Consider the following 16,298-nt stretch of genomic DNA (forward strand, 5'->3'; position numbering starts at 1 on the left):
GCGCTCGGCATACCCGTCACAGAGACCGTGGGATAAGTCTGTCCAGGGAAAGGGGTACCTCGGCCATCAGCCGATTTGTGCAACAGAGTCGGTCTACAACATAATTTACACGCGAGACGGCGCGACGTTCAACAGATTGGTCGACCAACAAGGCTTTGATGCGCTTCTGGCCGAACATGACGCGGGCACGATCACCATCAGTGCCGACAATATCCGCTCCGAATACGTCTCTGATCCGCTCGACGCCGAGGTCGGTGCGAATGAATACCGGTTCTCCTACATCGACAACAGCACCGGCCAAATGGTTACGCTGACAGAAGCGTCACCTGCGCAACACGCCACTCTGATCCAGCAGCATAACAGCGGCGAAATTACGATCATCAGTCCCACGCTGGAGAATCCCGCAGCAGTCCGTATCTATTGGTCGGAAAAAGCTCTGGCGCAATACGATCAGGATCGCACCGTCATCTACAATGATGCAGGTGAAATTACTTCGGGTGCCAGCGCGCTGACCCGTGTGGCCCAATCCTATGGCGTCATTCATGATCACTTTTCACCGGCGACCGAAACAACAAGTTTCAACAACCGGGTCGGGCAGGAACGAACCGGCACATCGCTGGACGCGCTGATCAATACCGACGCCGTGACAGCGACATCCACAATGACCGATGGCGAGGCGATTAGCTTTCTCTTTGAGACACTGGGTGTCTCAGAGCAAGATGACCGTAATTTATTCACGGCCTTTGGGAATGTGCGCGGCGCGACGAACATCGCAGATGTCGCGGGCCATTGGGCCCAAAACGAGCACAACCACCCCGATCATGAAGGTTTCTTTGGCGGCCATGGAAACATCTCGCGCGAGCAGCATGTCGGTGATCTTGTCAGCACGGCCCTTGTAGCGCGCGGGCGGGACACCTCCGCCATTGACGCCACCGTCGCAGAGACCACGCGCGATATTCGGGCTGGGCGGACCATTGATGCGCTGGTTGACGTTGCGCTGGTGGTCACGCTTGTACCCGAAGCGGCTGCGCTGTTCAGCTTCGAGACGGCCTTGGCCCGCGCGGGTGTTGACGCGACGGAACAGGAAACCGCCGGCCTACTGACACAGAGCGCCGAAAACATCGCCCAAAATGGCAAATTCGTCCCATTTTCTGAATTGCTGGAGGATGCCAGCAGTCCGTTCAGCGAAGCCTATGCCGACCGCATTGCGGCTGGCGCGCCCGCACAGCTCTATGGCTCGGACCTCGCCTTGGGGGGCGCTGTTGCGCGCGGTGCTTACGCCAGCAGCAGCCTTGGGGCCGTTGGAATCCCAGTCTACATGCAAAATGAACAAGGTCTCTGTGACCTGTCGGCGCCCGTGATTCCCGGCGATTTCAGCACGGATCACGCAGCGGGGCTGACGACCGGCGAACAAATTGATGCGATTCGTGCCGCACAAGACGTTGCGATCACCTATCTGAACGGCGGCCTTGACGTCGCAGTAGACGTTCTGGACAGCTATGCCTCCGACCACCATTCGGCGTTCGTTTCACAGGTCGTCAGCTTGTTGCGTGACCCGCTCAGAACAGCTGTCCACGATCAGCTTTTCGGCACGAACCCGACCCTCAAGGCCGATATCTCAGCGGCACTGAACAGCGGTGACATCGCCGGTGCCGTCGCCCTGCTTGAGGCCGACGGCAATGTCCGGCTGCAACGCGATATTCTCGTCGAGATTGATCAGCGCGATCCAGACGCAGTCATTTCGCTCTTGGCTGGCATGTCACCCGATGCGGCGGCGCAAATCATCATTCTTGATCAAAGCCTCCAACTGAACGATCCAACCACACCGGGGCTTGATACCTCAAATGGGCTGTTTGACAGCTTTATGGCGTTGAACGCGCAGAACCCCGCCGCCAGCCGTCAGATCATGACCGTCATCGCCAACACCGCCCCCGATATCGGCGCCCATTTGCTTTGGACGGCGGTGAAATTCTCTGACAACACGGGCGACAACGTCGCAGGTGCAGCAGGGCTGCTGCTGTCACTCTCGCCCACGGATGGCGCCCAAATGCTCGCTCGGGTCGATAAAATCGACATCGGGCTAACCACCGGCGGTTCCCGCCGTCTGGGCGCGACGCCATTGTCGGGCCGCATTGCAACCTCTGCGCTGGATCAGGGCGGCTCGCTCTTGCTGGTCGTCGGGCTGCTCGCCTTCTCTGACTTCCAAAGCCCAAGATCGACGCCGGAATACCTGCTGAGCTATGGCGACACAAACGACGCAGCCCAATTAAAAGTCAACGACATCACAGCGTTGCTGGATGATCCAGTCGAGGTTTTCACTGATTATAACGAAGCAATCGGCATATCCTTGTTCGAAAAACACGGCGCTGCGGCAGCGGCGGATGATATCATCGTGCATCAGGCTATGGTCGGCAATGCACCACCTTTTGCAGACCCGATTGTCGATCTTTTTGAGCGGTCCTCGGACAGTTTTGTCGGTGACGTCATGGACTTCGTGGCTGACAAATCTCCTGAAACTGCGGCGAATATCATCATTGACGCAATCGCCCCCGACAGTCCTTTTGGCAGCGACAGTGAAGCGACGCTGCTGGATTGGTTCAAAGAAATGGGGCCAGAGGATGCGGGCAAGGTGGCGCTCTGGTTCAATACCACCATCAAGACCCGGGCCGTTGACCAAGCCGGCGACTGGGAAGATACGGTTCGCACAACGTTCGATGCGACCATAAACGAGTATTTCAGCGATCAGTCGGTCGAGGAAGTCGCGGCGTTTCTTGGCGAGGTTTCACCTGAATCTGCCGCGCATTTCCTGAGCAAGCTCTACCCCGGCAAGTCAGCTGCGGTCATCGAAGAGATGCTGGCCGAAGGCAATGCCGCAAAGGCAGCCCTCATTCTCTCTGTAATCGCGAAAACGGCGCCGGCGTCCGTGATACAACTATTCACCGACATGACCTTCGCCGGTGCCGCAAAAGCCATCGAGGCCCTTGAGGTAGCAAACGCTCTGGACCCCGCAGTCGCGAGCCCAAAATCTATTCTTGACGGAATGACAGAAGGTGACGCTGCCGCAATTCTTTCCCACGTGGCACCGGACACCGCCGTCAATATCTTTAGCGAAACCGAAAGCGGCACCGACTACAACCGCATGTTCGGAATTCTGACGCTGATGGATAATGGCGCGTCAGCCAATGCTGTCACAGCTGCCGGTATCCCAGGCGGTGCAGCCGACGGGGCGCCAATCATTACAGGAGGTGAGGTCGACGAAGATTACTACGACGACATCAACAGGCCGGCATTCATCTTTAGGGGCGTGGACACCCCGGTCACGATCTACGGCGAACTGCTTGCTGACGGCGTCACGCCCGTCATCGTTGCCGATGTCTACAATCCCGAAAATGAGGACATAATCTCGCAGGGCTATCGCCGCCTTGCCGTCGGGTTTGATGGCGCAGATATGCATTTCGTGCCAGTTGACGCAAATAACAACATCATTGCTGGCTACATCGTCCGCTACGACGAATCGCTGGACGAATTTACCGCCGTCCGCACCCCGGAAAACTTCCCCGATACCCGAGTGGGTATTGATCAAGGTCACTTCATTCGTCTTGGCAGACCGAACCAGTCCACGGATTCATGGGAAGCCGAAAACAATGTGGTGGACTTTGACGGCGATGTGTCGAATCCGCTTGAACTGCCAGATTCGCTGCCAATTCAGGTCGATTGGACCCAATGGGATTTTGAGCCACCGGCACCGAATCCGCTTGGTGAAATTCGCAGACGTCTCGCCGATCGGGACCCCGCCAGCGCGACAGCAGAAGGTGCAAACTACCTGACATTCCTGGTCCACCACCTGCCCCCGGCAGAGGCAAATAACCTCTCCGCAACGGAAAGGATGGATATAGCCAGAATCGCATACACCTTTGACGCACAGATTTCTGGACCAGTCGCCCACATACTGGGGGCGCGCCCCCCAGAACACAGCCGGCCCTCCGGCAGAATTCCTTCTCAGGCGCTTCAAACCTTCGTTGATGCTCAAAATGAAGTCCTGATTGATCGGATTTATACACAATATGGTCCGACGCTGGCCCGCACGGATATGTCAGATCAAGAGATGCGCACGCTCTTGGAAGGCATAATGGCAATCGCCGCCGACGTGTATAATGTCCCGGTACCAACGATGGTATTCCCCTCAACCGGCACGGGCGCTCACTACAACCCGAACACAAATCAGATATCCATCAGCCCGCGGGCAATGCGCTTGTTCATGCGGGATCCGCTACAGGGTATGACTACCGTTGTGCATGAAATGACCCATGCTCAACAATTCTTCATGTTTGAAAACCGAGACACGAATATGAACCCCATTGGTAGTGCAGAGTCAGACATCGAAGTGATGTTCTGGCTGGGCACAAGGTTGCAGGGACTATACCCCGACGGATTTTCCTATAGCGAAATTCCCGGCGTGACGGGTTTGTACTATCGGTCGTGGCATGAAGGGCACGCATACTACGTCGAGGATCGGGTGAGCCTCGGCGTTGCACGGCGCTTGCAGGCAGACCACGGCGTTCGATACAATGTGGGTTTCAGGAATTCCGGTGGTGATACCGTCGTGCGCATGGTCATTCGGCTGCGGCCAGCGGAAGCACCAACGCCAGTAACAACGATACCCGCGCCCCCACCAGCGCCACCACAGGACACATCGGATCAGTTCAATCATCTCGACGATGACCAAGACGAACCTGATTCCGCAGCTCCAGAGCCATCGCCGTTTGCGACCCGCGAGGCCCTATATGGCGATCTGGAAACCCCGCCAGACGTGATCTCTGGTCGATTGGCGACAGTCACCAGTTTGCTCACCCCTCTGGTGGCCGATATCGAGGCCGGAACAGAAACATCTGATGCCGTCAGGCGTTTGCTCTACGTCGTCGATCATCTGGATGATGACGAAGCGAAATTACTCACCGGCGAGCAGCGGTCCCAAATCCTGCGGCTGACCACACGACAAAGGTTGCCGATGACGGAACGGACGTCTGAAATTCTGGCGACCCGTGCAGCCACCCCCGAAGCTTCGAACCTGCCGACAGCCGCGGTTCAGGCCGAAGTAGACCAGCACATTGATATCATTTTCGAAGGGCTACCCCAAGAACTGCTGGAACGTCTCCGCGCGACCGATATCACCCAAGAGGAGGCTAAGCAGATCGTCGCCGAGATTTTCGAGATCGTCAAAGGCATATATGGTTTAGACGAAGATATCACATTGGATTACGACGTAACGCCAGAGGTTTCGGGCGGCGCCTTCAATCGCGCCGGAAACGATGGGGCAGGCACGCTTGAAATTGATCCTGAAGCCTTGGAACAGATCATGGCTGATCCACTTGAGGCCCTGAACTTGGTGGTTCACGAGCTTACACATGCCTACCAATACAGTCTGATTGCAGAATATGCTCAGCTACCATCAGGCGGGTGGGAAAGCGATCTTGCCCGTGCGGTCGCGACCAGCAGCAACTTCTGGGACGGCAGCTCCGCTGGCAACGCCGACAATCCGCTCGCAGACGGTGGGTCCATCTACCATCGGCTGTGGCACGAAGGGCATGCGTTCTACGTCGGCGACTCAGTACAGGATCGGGCGATCGCATTCCTCAATCAGGATGAAAATACGGACATTGAATCGGGGTATACGACCGACGCAGAGACTGGCGAATACCGTCTCTATTCCCATCAAAGATTCGAGGAGGAAATAATAGAGGATGGATCAGACAGCGCGTATGAAGAAGAAGTGATAGAGGATGAATCAGAGACCGAATATGATGAAATATCAGTGCCGGACGACGAGAATACGTAGGTCATATTTTGCTGAGGCAGCAATTTCTGACCAGTCCATATCCATCTGTACCGTGCGCGGCAGCGTCGGGGTCAAGGCACAATTTGCGGCCCCGTTACTGCTGCACCCCCGCAGGTCGCTACCACATGGTGTCTTTTGCCCGCGCAGCCCAGCCAGCGTCATAAGTGCCGCCGTCAAAACCCGCTTCCTGCTCGGCCAATATCGCGCCGACACTGGGCAAACCCGCACTTTCATCGCCTGCCGCCCACGTCCGGGCCCGCAGCAACGCGCGCGCGCACTGGCTGTACACTTCGGCAATCGTGATCACCACGACGCTGCGCGGCTGGTGGCCGTTTTGATCAAACCGCGCCAATAGATCGGGCGCAACCGACACAACCGCCACGCCATTGACCCGCACCACATTATTTGACCCCGGCACCAGAAACATCAGACTGATCCGCCCGTCAGTCACGATATTGCGCAGGGTATCAATCCGGTTATTGCCGCGCCAATCGGGCAATAGTAGCGTTTTGGCATCCAATGCCTGCACCACCGGGCCATCGTCCCCGCGTGGGCTGCCGTCCGTCCCATCGGCCCCGACGGTCGAAACAACGCAGAACCGCGACCGCATGATCCAGTCTGCGTAAAGCGGCGTCAGCCGATCTGCCACCTTGATCAGCGATGCGTGCCCCGGCGCACCATAAAGTGCCTCCAGCCCGGCCACATCCCCGATCACATGCTCATCCATCAAAGCCGGCTTCCTTGTTCAACCGATCCGAGGCACCTTCGATTTCGGCCTCCAGCTTTGCCATGAATACGTTCACCTCCAGACCGGGCGCGATCCGGGGCAAAAACTCAAAAACCGCCGTGCCCGGCTTGCGATATATCCCACGCTTGGGCCACAACACGCCAACATTGGTGGCCACCGGAACCACCGGCTGACCCAGTTCGCGATACAGCAAGCCAGTGCCGATCTTATAGGGTTTTTTCACACCCGGCGCGATGCGTGTGCCCTGCGGATAGATGATCAACTGACCGGGCAGTGCGCGCCCTGCCTGCACATCTGCCAGCATCTTTTTGATGGCCTGACCGCGCTTGCCGCGATCCACCGGAATACAACCGATCCGCAACCCGAACTGACCGATAACCGGCGCATATTTCAGGATACTTTTCATGATGAACTTGCCGCGCGGGATCGCACCGTAGATCATCAGCACATCCATGAACGACTGGTGCTTGGCCGCGACCATCACCTCATCGGTCGGCGGCTCACCGCGGATTTCGCTTTTCAACCCGATCATCCATGACGCGGTCCAGCGAATCCACCGGCAATAGGCGTGACAGCCAGCAATCGCGCCCTCGCGCGACATGATCGCAGCAGGCATATACAGCACCCCGACCACCAACATCGCAAGATACATCTGCGCGTTAAAAACAAGCGACCGCAGCCATTGGATTGCATAACTCATGTCTGTTCCCTCAATCGGCGCAGCGCCGCCGCCCTTGTCGCAAAGAAAGCCACGATAGCGGCCAGCGGCGGAATGACCAGCGGCCCGATCCAGCCGGCCCCGGCAAACCCAAGCCCCGTCAGGAACCCACCGGCCACATCGCCACGCGGCAACAGTAAGACCGCGCCAACCCCCAAAACGGCCCCCGCAACCGCACCGCCGCCCGCCCGCAGGGTAAAGCGGCGGACAAACGCGCGGGCAATATAGATGTCGCGCGCGCCGACCAGCCGCAGCACCCGGATCACCTGCTCGTTCGCGGCAAGCGCGGCATGGGCGGCCAAGGTAATCATCGCCGCCATCCCTGCGCCAATCGCCACGATCACAACCCAACCCATCAGCCGCAACCGCCCCGCAGCCGCAACCAAAGGCGCACGCCACCGGGTATGATCATCCAGCACGGCACCCGGCACCTCTGCCGCCAATCGCGCAGCAAGCCCCGCTTGGTCATAACCGTCACTGTCGGCGATGATTTCAACCAATTGCGGAATCGGCAGGCTGTCCAACGGCAGATCAGGGCCGAACCACGGCTCCAGCAGGGCCTGTTGCTCGGCCGGGGTCAGCGCACGGGCCATGGCGACGCCCGGCGTCGTTTCCAACACATTCATCGCAGCCCGCAGTTGCGCATCCGCCTGATCGGGCGACGCGGGCAGGCGCAGCGTTGATGCCTGCGCCAATTCCTCCGCCCAGCGGTCTGCGACCCGGCCCGCCGCCAATGACAACGCCAAGGCAAGAACCGCCAGAAACGCCATCACACCCGCCACAAACACCGTCAACTGCGCGGTCATGCCCGTGGGCGGCACTGCGCGATCCGCCTGTGGATCACCCACGATCAGGTCCAGAAACACCTTCACAGTTCGGCCCCCGCCTGCATCAATGCGCCATCCTTTAGGCGCAACACGCGGGCGTTCACGTCTGATTTCAACGACCGGATCATCATCATATCGTGGGTCGCGATCAACACGGTCTTGCCCATGCGGTTCAGTTCGACAAGCAGGGTCAGCAACCGCTGTGACATCTCCCAATCCACGTTGCCTGTGGGTTCATCTGCGATAATCACCTCGGGCGACATGATAACCGCCCGCGCCAGCGCCGCGCGCTGCCGCTCGCCCCCCGACAATTCGGGGGGGCGCTGCGCGGCCTGCGCGCCCAAGCCCACCCAATGCAGCAATTCCTCCAAATCGCCTGTGGCCTCGGCGCCGCGCCCTGCCACCGTCAGCGGCAATGCAATATTTTCCGAGATCGAAAGATGGTCCAGAAACTGACAGTCCTGATGCACGACCCCAATGCGTCGGCGGGTCATTGCCACCCCATCGCGGTCCAACTCGGCTGCATCCTGCCCAAAAAGGCGGACTTGCCCGGTCGCTGCGCGCAAATCAGCATAGCACAACCGCAAAAGCGTGGTCTTGCCAGCACCCGATGGGCCCGTCAAAAAATGAAACGATCCGGGCGCAAGTACCAGTGACAACTGGGAAAATAACGTATGATCACCATAGCCGTATGACACATTGTCCAGTTCGATCACGGAAAATTCCTTTGGCTGACCCTGCCGTTCTGCCCAAATCTGCAACAGGTTTCAATGATCTGCATACCCGACCGCACGCAAATCCTTTGCGTTTGCCGCTTTGATTGTTAGATTGCACAGGGTTAACACAATAAAAACTGTAGGTTGACGGGCACAAGGATAACGAAAATGCGGCTGATTTGCCCCAATTGTAATGCACAATACGACGTTGCTGATGATGTCATCCCCGAAGGCGGACGTGATGTACAATGCTCAAGTTGTACGCACACGTGGTTTCAGACCGAAAAGCCCACTGTGGCGGGTCGATCATTCAAACCTTCGGCCAACAAGGCCGCACCGGCTGCGGCCCCGGACAGCCCGCCAACGCGCCAGCCGCTTGATTCGTCCATCTCCGATATCCTGCGTGAAGAGGCCGCGCGCGAACATGACGTGTCCCCTACCCCTGAAACACCCCCCGCCGCCGCAACGCAGCCCAAATCTAACACGGACCGCGCCGATGAAACCCGCCGCCGGATCGCCCAGATGACCGAAGAGTCCGGCAATTCCCGCGCCGACATTGCCGCTGGCGCCACCGGTGCCGTTGATAATGCGCGCACCGTGCCAAGCATGGATGAAATCAACGCCAGCCTGCGCGCCCGCGCTCAGGCCAGCGACACGTCAGGTCTGACCGAAGACGAAAAGCACGAAGCGACACAAAGACGCGGCTTTCGGCGCGGGTTCTTCTTTGTGCTGGTGCTGATCGGCGTGCTGATCACACCCTACATCTTTGCGCCACAGATCATGGAAACCCTGCCGCAATCGCGCGATATCATGACCAGCTATGTGAACACCGTCGATCAGATGCGCCAGCAACTCAACGACCAGTTCAACGCAGTGCGGGGAATGGCCGATGATATGGAAGCCCCTGCCGCAACGGACGGACCTGCAGCCAACTAGCCCACGATCGGCGGCCATACCAAGAGGGGTGCGTGCAGTTATGTGCCCCTCGACTCTAGAACTGGTCCAACAACCGGCGCAAATAGTCCCGTTCGACCTCGGGCCTTGCCTGTTCTGCCGACCGGCGCCGGATTTCATCAAGCAGTTCCTCCGCGCGGCGGTTCACATCCTCACCGCCCAGCAATTCCTGATCGCTGCCCATCGTGCCGGTATTGCCGACCTGCCGACCCAGCGGATCACGCTGCCCCGGTACGGGACGCCCGGCGGCATCGCCCTGCTGTGATCCTTGCCCCGGCTCAGACTGGTTCTCGGCCAAAGCCTGTCCCATCTCGCGCATCCCGTTACGCAAGGCGTCCATGGCTTCGGCCTGCTGGTCAATCGCCTCGGCAAGGTCGCCGTTACGCAGCGCCTGTTCGGCACCGTCCATCGCACCTTCGGCCCGCTCCAGCGATTGGCGCGCAATGTCGCCCGCCTCACCGTCAAGGCTTGGCAATCCGTCGCGCTGGCGCTGCAATTCATCGCGCAAGGCCTGCTGCCGTTCGGCCAAGCTGCGCTGGTCATCGCCTTCGCCACCGGCGCCACTATCGCTTTGCTGGCCGTTCTGGCCATCCTGCCCAACGCCCTGACCCTGCCCCTGCTGGCCGTCCTGACCAGGTTGGTTGCCGCTTTGGCCCTGCTGGCCCGGCTGATTTTCTCCGGGTTCCGCGCCTTGCTGGTCTTGCTGGCCTTGGCCGGGGTTGAACTGCTCTTGCAGGTCGCGAAACGCATCGTCCGACAGGTCCTGCTGATCGCGCAATGTCTCGGCCAGATCCTGCATTGATCGCTGGCCTGGGCTTTGCTGGCCATCGCCGCCTTCGCCCTGCGTCACGCGCATATTCTCCATCAACTGGTTCAGCTGTTCCATCAGTTCTTGCGCCTCGGCCATCCGGCCTTCCTGCATCAGCTCTTCGATTCGATCCATCAACGCCTGTAACTCATCCATGCTCATGCTGGTCGTGTTCTGACTGTTGTCAGCCTGATCAGTCCCATCCGATGGCTCGGCCTGCTCGGCCAGCATCCGCACGTAATCATCGGTCGCCTCGCGTAATTCCTGCATCAGCTCCGCGATTTCCTCGTCCGAGGCACCGTCGCGCATCGCCTCGGCAAGACGCTCTTGTGCGCGCTCAAGCCGCTCTCTTGCATCGGCCAAACGCCCATCTTCCAGTTGGATCGCCAGATCCCACAGCGCCTGTACAACCTCGGCCTGTCCTTCATCATCCATGCCGAATTCCGCCATCGCGTCCAGACGGCGTACAATTGTGCGCAGCCGCAGATACGTTGTCTCGTTCGAAAACAGCCCTTCGGGCCGGTGCGAAATCGCCCGCAAAATCTGATCCACCCGGCGCGCATTCGCCTTGGACCACATCAGATCACGACGTTGTTCAATCACCGCCTTGGCAAACGGTTCGAAAAACCGCCGCCCCGGCAGGATCAGCGGCTCGGGCGGGGTCACTGCCCTCTGCCCGGCAGCATCGGCCACCTGCAATTGCAACGTCACCGGCAGGTTGGCCAGCGGATGCTCACTCAGGTTTTCGATCAGGAATTCGTCGAAATCGGCCCGGTCGCCGGTGAACGGCATCGGCAGATCCAAAACCAACAGGTCCATCGGATCGGGATCAACAACCAACCCATGCCGCCGGTCAACCGCCCCTAGATCAAGCATAATCGTCGCCGTGCCAGCTTCTACGCCATAGTCATCCATCGCTGAAAACGGCTGCGACAACTCGCCCATCGCGTCGGCGTCGACCGGGCCGGTCAATTCGACATAGGGCGGCGCGTCCGCGATTGCGGTCACCTCCCAGTTGCTGCCATTTTCACCGTCAATCGACAGAACACCCGACCGGGTCACGACAAAGCTTTGCTGGGCGTCAGACGCCGCCCCCAAGTCGGCCAAACGGCCCGACACGGTCTCGGCCACAGTCAACGCACCTACCTGACCATAAAGCCGCAGGGTCAGCTTGCTGCCTGCCGCCACACGCAGCGGGCCGGCAGGCACATCATTCAGATAAATCGACGGTTTGCCGGTATAGGCTGGCGGCTCGACCCAACCTTCCCAAACCGGGCCGGTGGCCAGCGTGGCATCGCCGCCGGTCATGATGTCCCCAACGGACCCCACCCGCAAAAGCGACCCAAACAGCAACGCCGTCACGAAAAACAAAAGCGCGATGAACCGCAGCCCATAGGGGTCACGATCCGCAATCCTCAGATCCGGCTCGACGGCGCGCGCCGCGTGGGTGCGTTCGGCCATCCGCGCCATATGCGCACGCCAAACGGCCTCGGACGCGGCATCACCGCTGCCAATGGCCTGCGTGTCTGCAATTGCAGCAATCGGTCGCCCCGGCAGCGCGGCATCCACCCGCGCTACGGCCTCTGCTTGGGTCGGCATATGGAAACGGCGCAGCCCCCAAACCAGTGCCGCCACCATCGCCATGCCCGACAAAACCACCCCGGCCCAAAACACCTCAAGCGGTAGGGTGTCGTGCCAGCCCATCATCAGCGGGGCCAAGATCACAAATGCAACGGTCCACAGCGGCCAAAACGCCCGCACCGCGCGCTCCGCCACCATGCCCGCGCGCGTTGCAGCGACAGGCAGGCGCAGATGGCGCATTTGATCCGGCAGGTCGTTCAGCGGGACTCTCCTCGTCATGTGGCGATGTCTGCCACTATGGCAGCCTAACGCGCGCAATCACGACTTCATAGGTAGTGCACCTGCGGATAACTGCAAATTGATTACGCGCAGCCCCGGCTAAAGTGCGCGCACGGTGTGCCGGTCCGGCGTGTAGACGATACGGGTCCGGAAATACAGATAAAGCGGCAATCCACAGCTTAATCCGATGCCAAATGTCGCCGGAATAGCCAGCAAAGCCAACCAATTCTTACTTTTGCTGACTTCCGTGATGATCCAAAGCGTCAAAACAACAGCCGCAATCGTCAAATCCCAGGTCAGCCCGCTTGTCGCGGCATTCACATGCCAGGCATCCACCATTTTCATGATGTCCCAACCTTCGGCCTGAAACCACGTCATAAAATAATACATCGGATGAATCGTGCCCCACAGGGCCAGCAGCAAATAGACCGGACGCATCATAGCCCCACCGCGACGGAAACCGGGCCATTGCTGGCACCAAGGTTTGCACTTGGGCTGACACCGCCGGTCCCGATGCTGATACCCACGTTGGCACTTGGGCGCCACGGGGCACCATCGGCGCCACACCCGGCCACTGCGGCCACCACAATGATCAAAGCGATCCGTTTCATTTCAAAACCTCTCTCCAGGCAGCGATTTGCACACGGACCTGCGCCGGTGCCGTTCCACCAAAGCTTGTGCGCGATGCGACCGAATTTTCAACCCCCAATACGTCAAACACATCTGTCCTGATGCCCGCATGCACGGCCTGCATGTCGTCCAGCGTCAGATCAGGCAGGTCACAGCCCTTGCCCTCGGCCACGGCAACCAGCGACCCGGTCACATGGTGCGCCTCTCGGAACGGCAGCCCCAACTCGCGGACCAGCCAATCGGCCAGATCGGTCGCGGTCGAAAACCCGGTTGCGGCGGCGATTTTCAGACTGTCGCGGTTGGCGGTCATATCACCGACCATCCCCGTCATAGCCGCCAAGGCCAGCATCAGACTGTCCGCGGCATCAAACGTCTGTTCTTTGTCTTCCTGCATGTCCTTGGAATAGGCCAGCGGCAGCCCCTTCATCACGGTCATCAATGCAACATTCGCGCCGAAAATCCGGCCAATCTTGGCACGGATCAGTTCGGCGGCATCGGGATTACGCTTTTGCGGCATGATCGACGACCCGGTCGACCATTTGTCCGACATCTTCACAAACCGGAACTGGGCAGACGACCAAATCACCAGCTCTTCGGCCATGCGCGACAGGTGCATCGCGCAAATACTGCTGGCCGCCAGAAACTCGAGCGCGAAATCGCGGTCGCTGACGGCATCCAGCGAATTGGCCATGGGCCGGTCAAAGCCCAACGCCTGCGCCGTCATTTCCCGGTCAATCGGGAATGACGTGCCGGCCAACGCGGCCGCACCCAGCGGCGATGCGTTCATCCGTGCGCGTGCGTCGGCGAAACGCGACCGGTCGCGCGCGAACATCTCGACATAGGCCATCATGTGGTGGCCCCACGTGACGGGCTGCGCCACCTGCAAATGGGTGAACCCCGGCATGACCCAATCCGCCCCGGCCTCTGCCTGCCCCAGCAATGCGTGCTGCAACGCGGCCAACGCCTGATCCGCGTGATCACATTGGTCGCGGACCCACAGGCGGAAATCGACAGCGACCTGATCATTGCGCGACCGCGCCGTGTGCAGCCGACCCGCCGCATCACCGATCAGATCACGCAAGCGCGCCTCGACATTCATGTGAATGTCTTCCAAAGCGGTCGAAAACGGGAATTTCCCCGTTTCAATCTCTGACAATACAGTGAGCAGGCCTTCCCCAATCGCCTTTGCATCACTATCGCTAATGATGCCGGTCGCCGCCAACATGGCGGCATGGGCCCGTGAACCTGCGATGTCTTGTGGCGCAAGGCGGCGGTCAAACCCGATCGAGGCATTGATTGCCTCCATGATCGCGTCTGGTCCGGCGGCGAAACGCCCGCCCCACATCGTGTTTGCGGTCTTGGTCATAAAGGATACGCCTATGCGGAAGTTAAAGTCAGCCCTGCTTTATACGGCACTCGCCCTCGTTGCAAATGCAGGCTTTGCCGATACGGCCACAATCGCAGACCTGCGGACCGGCGATATGCGCAAGCTGAACCTCCATAGCACGCCCATAGCCAGCTCTGATATCCCGTTTACCGGCGAGGACGGTCGCGAAATGACCCTCGCAGACTACCGGGGACAATATGTCGTTGTGAATTTCTGGGCCACGTGGTGTGCGCCCTGCCGCAAGGAAATGCCCCATCTTTCCGCCCTCCAGACCGCGTTGGGTGGTGATGACCTGCAGGTCGTGACAATCGCAACCGGCCGCAATCCACGCCCCGCGATGGAACGGTTTCTTGCGGAAATCAACGTCGACAATCTGCCCTTGCACACCGACGCGCGGCAATCGCTGGCCCGCAGCCTTGGCGTGCTGGGCCTGCCGGTGACAATCATCCTCGACCGCGAAGGCCACGAAATCGGGCGTTTGCAAGGCGATGCCGATTGGTCCAGCGACAGTGCGTTGGCCATCATGGCGGCATTGATCGAACCACCCAAGTGATGCACATCGCCTTTCTGCACACCGCCGACGCCCATGTTGCCACGTTCGATGCGTTGCTCGCGGCACAGGCCGCCGCCATCCGCGTGACACATCGGGTCCGTCCCGATCTTCTGGACCGCGCGCGGGCCGATGGGCTGGACACCGTCAGGGACGAAACCCTGCGCGAACTCACCGCATTGTCCGGTGCCGATGCGGTCGTCTGTACCTGTTCCACACTTGGCCCGATCGCTGATGCGGCGGCGACCGACGCGCCTCACGTCTTGCGTATCGACCGCCCCCTGATGCAGGCCGGCTGCGCGAACGGTCCCAACATCGCTGTCGCTATCTGCCTTGCAAGCACCCGCAACGCGACGCTGGCCCTGCTGCACGATTGCGCCACGCAGCCGATCACCCCGCAGATCATCATGTGCGCCGACGCATGGCCCTGGTTCGAGGCGGGGAATATGGCTGGCTTTGCGGCAAGCATCGCCGACACCATCAATGCCGCGCTGATCAAGGACACCACTTGCGTCATTCTGGCCCAGGCATCCATGGCCGTTGCAGCACCCCTGTTGCAGCATACCGGGCTGCCTGTGCTGTCATCACCCGCTTTGGCCACCGAACGCGCCATCTCCGTCGCCCGGCAAAGACGGCTTAAGCCCGCCCCGATGTCGCCGACAACAATAGCGGGTTGATCCCCAGCACCTTCAGCGCGGCCGTCCATTTATGTTCATCCGCCCGGCCAAACAGGATCTCGTCGCGCGGTTCGCAGACAAGCCAGCCGTTCTGTGCAATCTCCCGCTCCAACTGCCCCGGCCCCCAACCGGCATAGCCAAGCGCCAGCATAGAGGCCCTTGGCCCTTTGCCACGTGCGATATCCTCAAGAACATCCAGCGTGGCCGTCATGCCAATCGCATCATCCACCTGCAGCGTGCCAGCCTCGGACCGATAGTCGATAGAATGCAACACAAAGCCACGGGCATGATCAACCGGCCCGCCAAAATGCACCCGGATATCACGGACGGTCGGGGACTTATCAATGCCAAGCTGACCCAGCAGGTCCGAAAACTGGACATCGCGCTGCGGTTTGTTCACAATCAATCCCATGCCGCCATCGTCAGAATGGGCACACATATAAACGACACTGCGCGCAAAACGCGGGTCCCCCATATTGGGCATCGCAATCAGCAATTTGCCGACAAGGTTCGTATCTTCTGTTTCCATATCCACAAGATGTGCCCGCATTGCCCCTGACGCAAGGGGCAACCAGACGCAGGCTCGC

Annotated in this window: 13 protein-coding genes; 4 read left to right on the forward strand and 9 right to left on the reverse strand. The window is 59.7% G+C overall.

Features of this window, described 5'->3' with window-relative positions:
- Positions 1-136: 136 nt before the first annotated feature.
- Positions 137-5,836 (forward strand): hypothetical protein, encoded by a 5,700-nt coding sequence (locus tag QZ196_RS00005; protein ID WP_296422571.1) that lies wholly within the window; start codon positions 137-139, stop codon positions 5,834-5,836.
- A gap of 118 nt (positions 5,837-5,954) precedes the next feature.
- Here QZ196_RS00005 and QZ196_RS00010 read toward each other — a convergent pair whose 3' ends face one another.
- Genes QZ196_RS00010 through QZ196_RS00025 form a run of 4 tightly spaced genes read right to left on the reverse strand, consistent with a single transcriptional unit; the run spans position 5,955 to position 8,845 of the window.
- Complete coding sequence (locus QZ196_RS00010; RefSeq protein WP_296422573.1) at positions 5,955-6,563, reverse strand: MSMEG_1061 family FMN-dependent PPOX-type flavoprotein; 609 nt, start codon at positions 6,561-6,563, stop codon at positions 5,955-5,957.
- Entirely contained in the window at positions 6,556-7,284 is a 729-nt protein-coding gene (locus QZ196_RS00015; RefSeq protein WP_296422575.1) for a 1-acyl-sn-glycerol-3-phosphate acyltransferase, read from the reverse strand. The genes QZ196_RS00010 and QZ196_RS00015 overlap by 8 nt, the downstream gene beginning before the upstream one ends.
- On the reverse strand, positions 7,281-8,174 hold the full coding sequence (locus QZ196_RS00020) for a cell division protein FtsX (protein WP_296422577.1): 894 nt from the start codon (positions 8,172-8,174) through the stop codon (positions 7,281-7,283). The genes QZ196_RS00015 and QZ196_RS00020 overlap by 4 nt, the downstream gene beginning before the upstream one ends.
- Positions 8,171-8,845 (reverse strand): ATP-binding cassette domain-containing protein, encoded by a 675-nt coding sequence (locus QZ196_RS00025; protein ID WP_296422580.1) that lies wholly within the window; start codon positions 8,843-8,845, stop codon positions 8,171-8,173. The genes QZ196_RS00020 and QZ196_RS00025 overlap by 4 nt, the downstream gene beginning before the upstream one ends.
- A 168-nt stretch (positions 8,846-9,013) precedes the next feature.
- On the opposite strand from QZ196_RS00025, the gene QZ196_RS00030 reads away from it, so the two are divergent.
- The gene (locus tag QZ196_RS00030; protein WP_296422582.1) at positions 9,014-9,781 is read left to right on the forward strand and encodes a zinc-ribbon domain-containing protein; all 768 of its coding nucleotides are present in this window, start codon (positions 9,014-9,016) and stop codon (positions 9,779-9,781) included.
- Between the two features lie 55 nt (positions 9,782-9,836).
- Here QZ196_RS00030 and QZ196_RS00035 read toward each other — a convergent pair whose 3' ends face one another.
- From QZ196_RS00035 to argH, 4 genes are all read right to left on the reverse strand, one after another.
- Positions 9,837-12,428, reverse strand: a complete 2,592-nt coding sequence (locus QZ196_RS00035; protein ID WP_296423026.1) for a TIGR02302 family protein — start codon at positions 12,426-12,428, stop codon at positions 9,837-9,839.
- Positions 12,429-12,566: 138 nt separating this feature from the next.
- The gene (locus QZ196_RS00040; RefSeq protein ID WP_296423028.1) at positions 12,567-12,905 is read right to left on the reverse strand and encodes a DUF2834 domain-containing protein; all 339 of its coding nucleotides are present in this window, start codon (positions 12,903-12,905) and stop codon (positions 12,567-12,569) included.
- Positions 12,905-13,078, reverse strand: a complete 174-nt coding sequence (locus QZ196_RS00045) for a hypothetical protein (protein WP_296422584.1) — start codon at positions 13,076-13,078, stop codon at positions 12,905-12,907. The genes QZ196_RS00040 and QZ196_RS00045 overlap by 1 nt, the downstream gene beginning before the upstream one ends.
- Positions 13,075-14,463 (reverse strand): argininosuccinate lyase, encoded by a 1,389-nt coding sequence (argH, locus tag QZ196_RS00050; protein ID WP_296422587.1) that lies wholly within the window; start codon positions 14,461-14,463, stop codon positions 13,075-13,077. Before argH ends, QZ196_RS00045 begins: the two co-directional genes overlap by 4 nt.
- A 13-nt stretch (positions 14,464-14,476) precedes the next feature.
- On the opposite strand from argH, the gene QZ196_RS00055 reads away from it, so the two are divergent.
- A complete protein-coding gene (locus tag QZ196_RS00055) occupies positions 14,477-15,037 on the forward strand; it encodes a TlpA disulfide reductase family protein (protein ID WP_296422589.1) in 561 nt (186 codons plus the stop codon).
- Positions 15,037-15,711, forward strand: a complete 675-nt coding sequence (locus QZ196_RS00060; RefSeq protein WP_296422590.1) for a hypothetical protein — start codon at positions 15,037-15,039, stop codon at positions 15,709-15,711. The genes QZ196_RS00055 and QZ196_RS00060 overlap by 1 nt, the downstream gene beginning before the upstream one ends.
- On the opposite strand, the gene QZ196_RS00065 is transcribed toward QZ196_RS00060, so the two are convergent.
- Entirely contained in the window at positions 15,671-16,240 is a 570-nt protein-coding gene (locus QZ196_RS00065; RefSeq protein WP_296422592.1) for a YqgE/AlgH family protein, read from the reverse strand. The genes QZ196_RS00060 and QZ196_RS00065 overlap by 41 nt on opposite strands.
- Between the last annotated feature and the right edge of the window lie 58 nt (positions 16,241-16,298).

The organism is Yoonia sp., from assembly GCF_017854565.1.
Lineage (GTDB): Bacteria > Pseudomonadota > Alphaproteobacteria > Rhodobacterales > Rhodobacteraceae > Yoonia.

Coding starts and splice junctions, on each gene's coding strand:
- QZ196_RS00015 (WP_296422575.1), bottom strand. CDS start 7,284: ATGAGTTATGCAATCCAATGGCTGCGGTCGCTTGTTTTTAACGCGCAG.
- QZ196_RS00035 (WP_296423026.1), bottom strand. CDS start 12,428: ATGCGCCATCTGCGCCTGCCTGTCGCTGCAACGCGCGCGGGCATGGTG.
- QZ196_RS00065 (WP_296422592.1), bottom strand. CDS start 16,240: ATGGAAACAGAAGATACGAACCTTGTCGGCAAATTGCTGATTGCGATG.
- QZ196_RS00060 (WP_296422590.1), top strand. CDS start 15,037: ATGCACATCGCCTTTCTGCACACCGCCGACGCCCATGTTGCCACGTTC.
- QZ196_RS00010 (WP_296422573.1), bottom strand. CDS start 6,563: ATGGATGAGCATGTGATCGGGGATGTGGCCGGGCTGGAGGCACTTTAT.
- QZ196_RS00040 (WP_296423028.1), bottom strand. CDS start 12,905: ATGCGTCCGGTCTATTTGCTGCTGGCCCTGTGGGGCACGATTCATCCG.
- QZ196_RS00045 (WP_296422584.1), bottom strand. CDS start 13,078: ATGAAACGGATCGCTTTGATCATTGTGGTGGCCGCAGTGGCCGGGTGT.
- QZ196_RS00055 (WP_296422589.1), top strand. CDS start 14,477: ATGCGGAAGTTAAAGTCAGCCCTGCTTTATACGGCACTCGCCCTCGTT.
- QZ196_RS00030 (WP_296422582.1), top strand. CDS start 9,014: ATGCGGCTGATTTGCCCCAATTGTAATGCACAATACGACGTTGCTGAT.
- argH (WP_296422587.1), bottom strand. CDS start 14,463: ATGACCAAGACCGCAAACACGATGTGGGGCGGGCGTTTCGCCGCCGGA.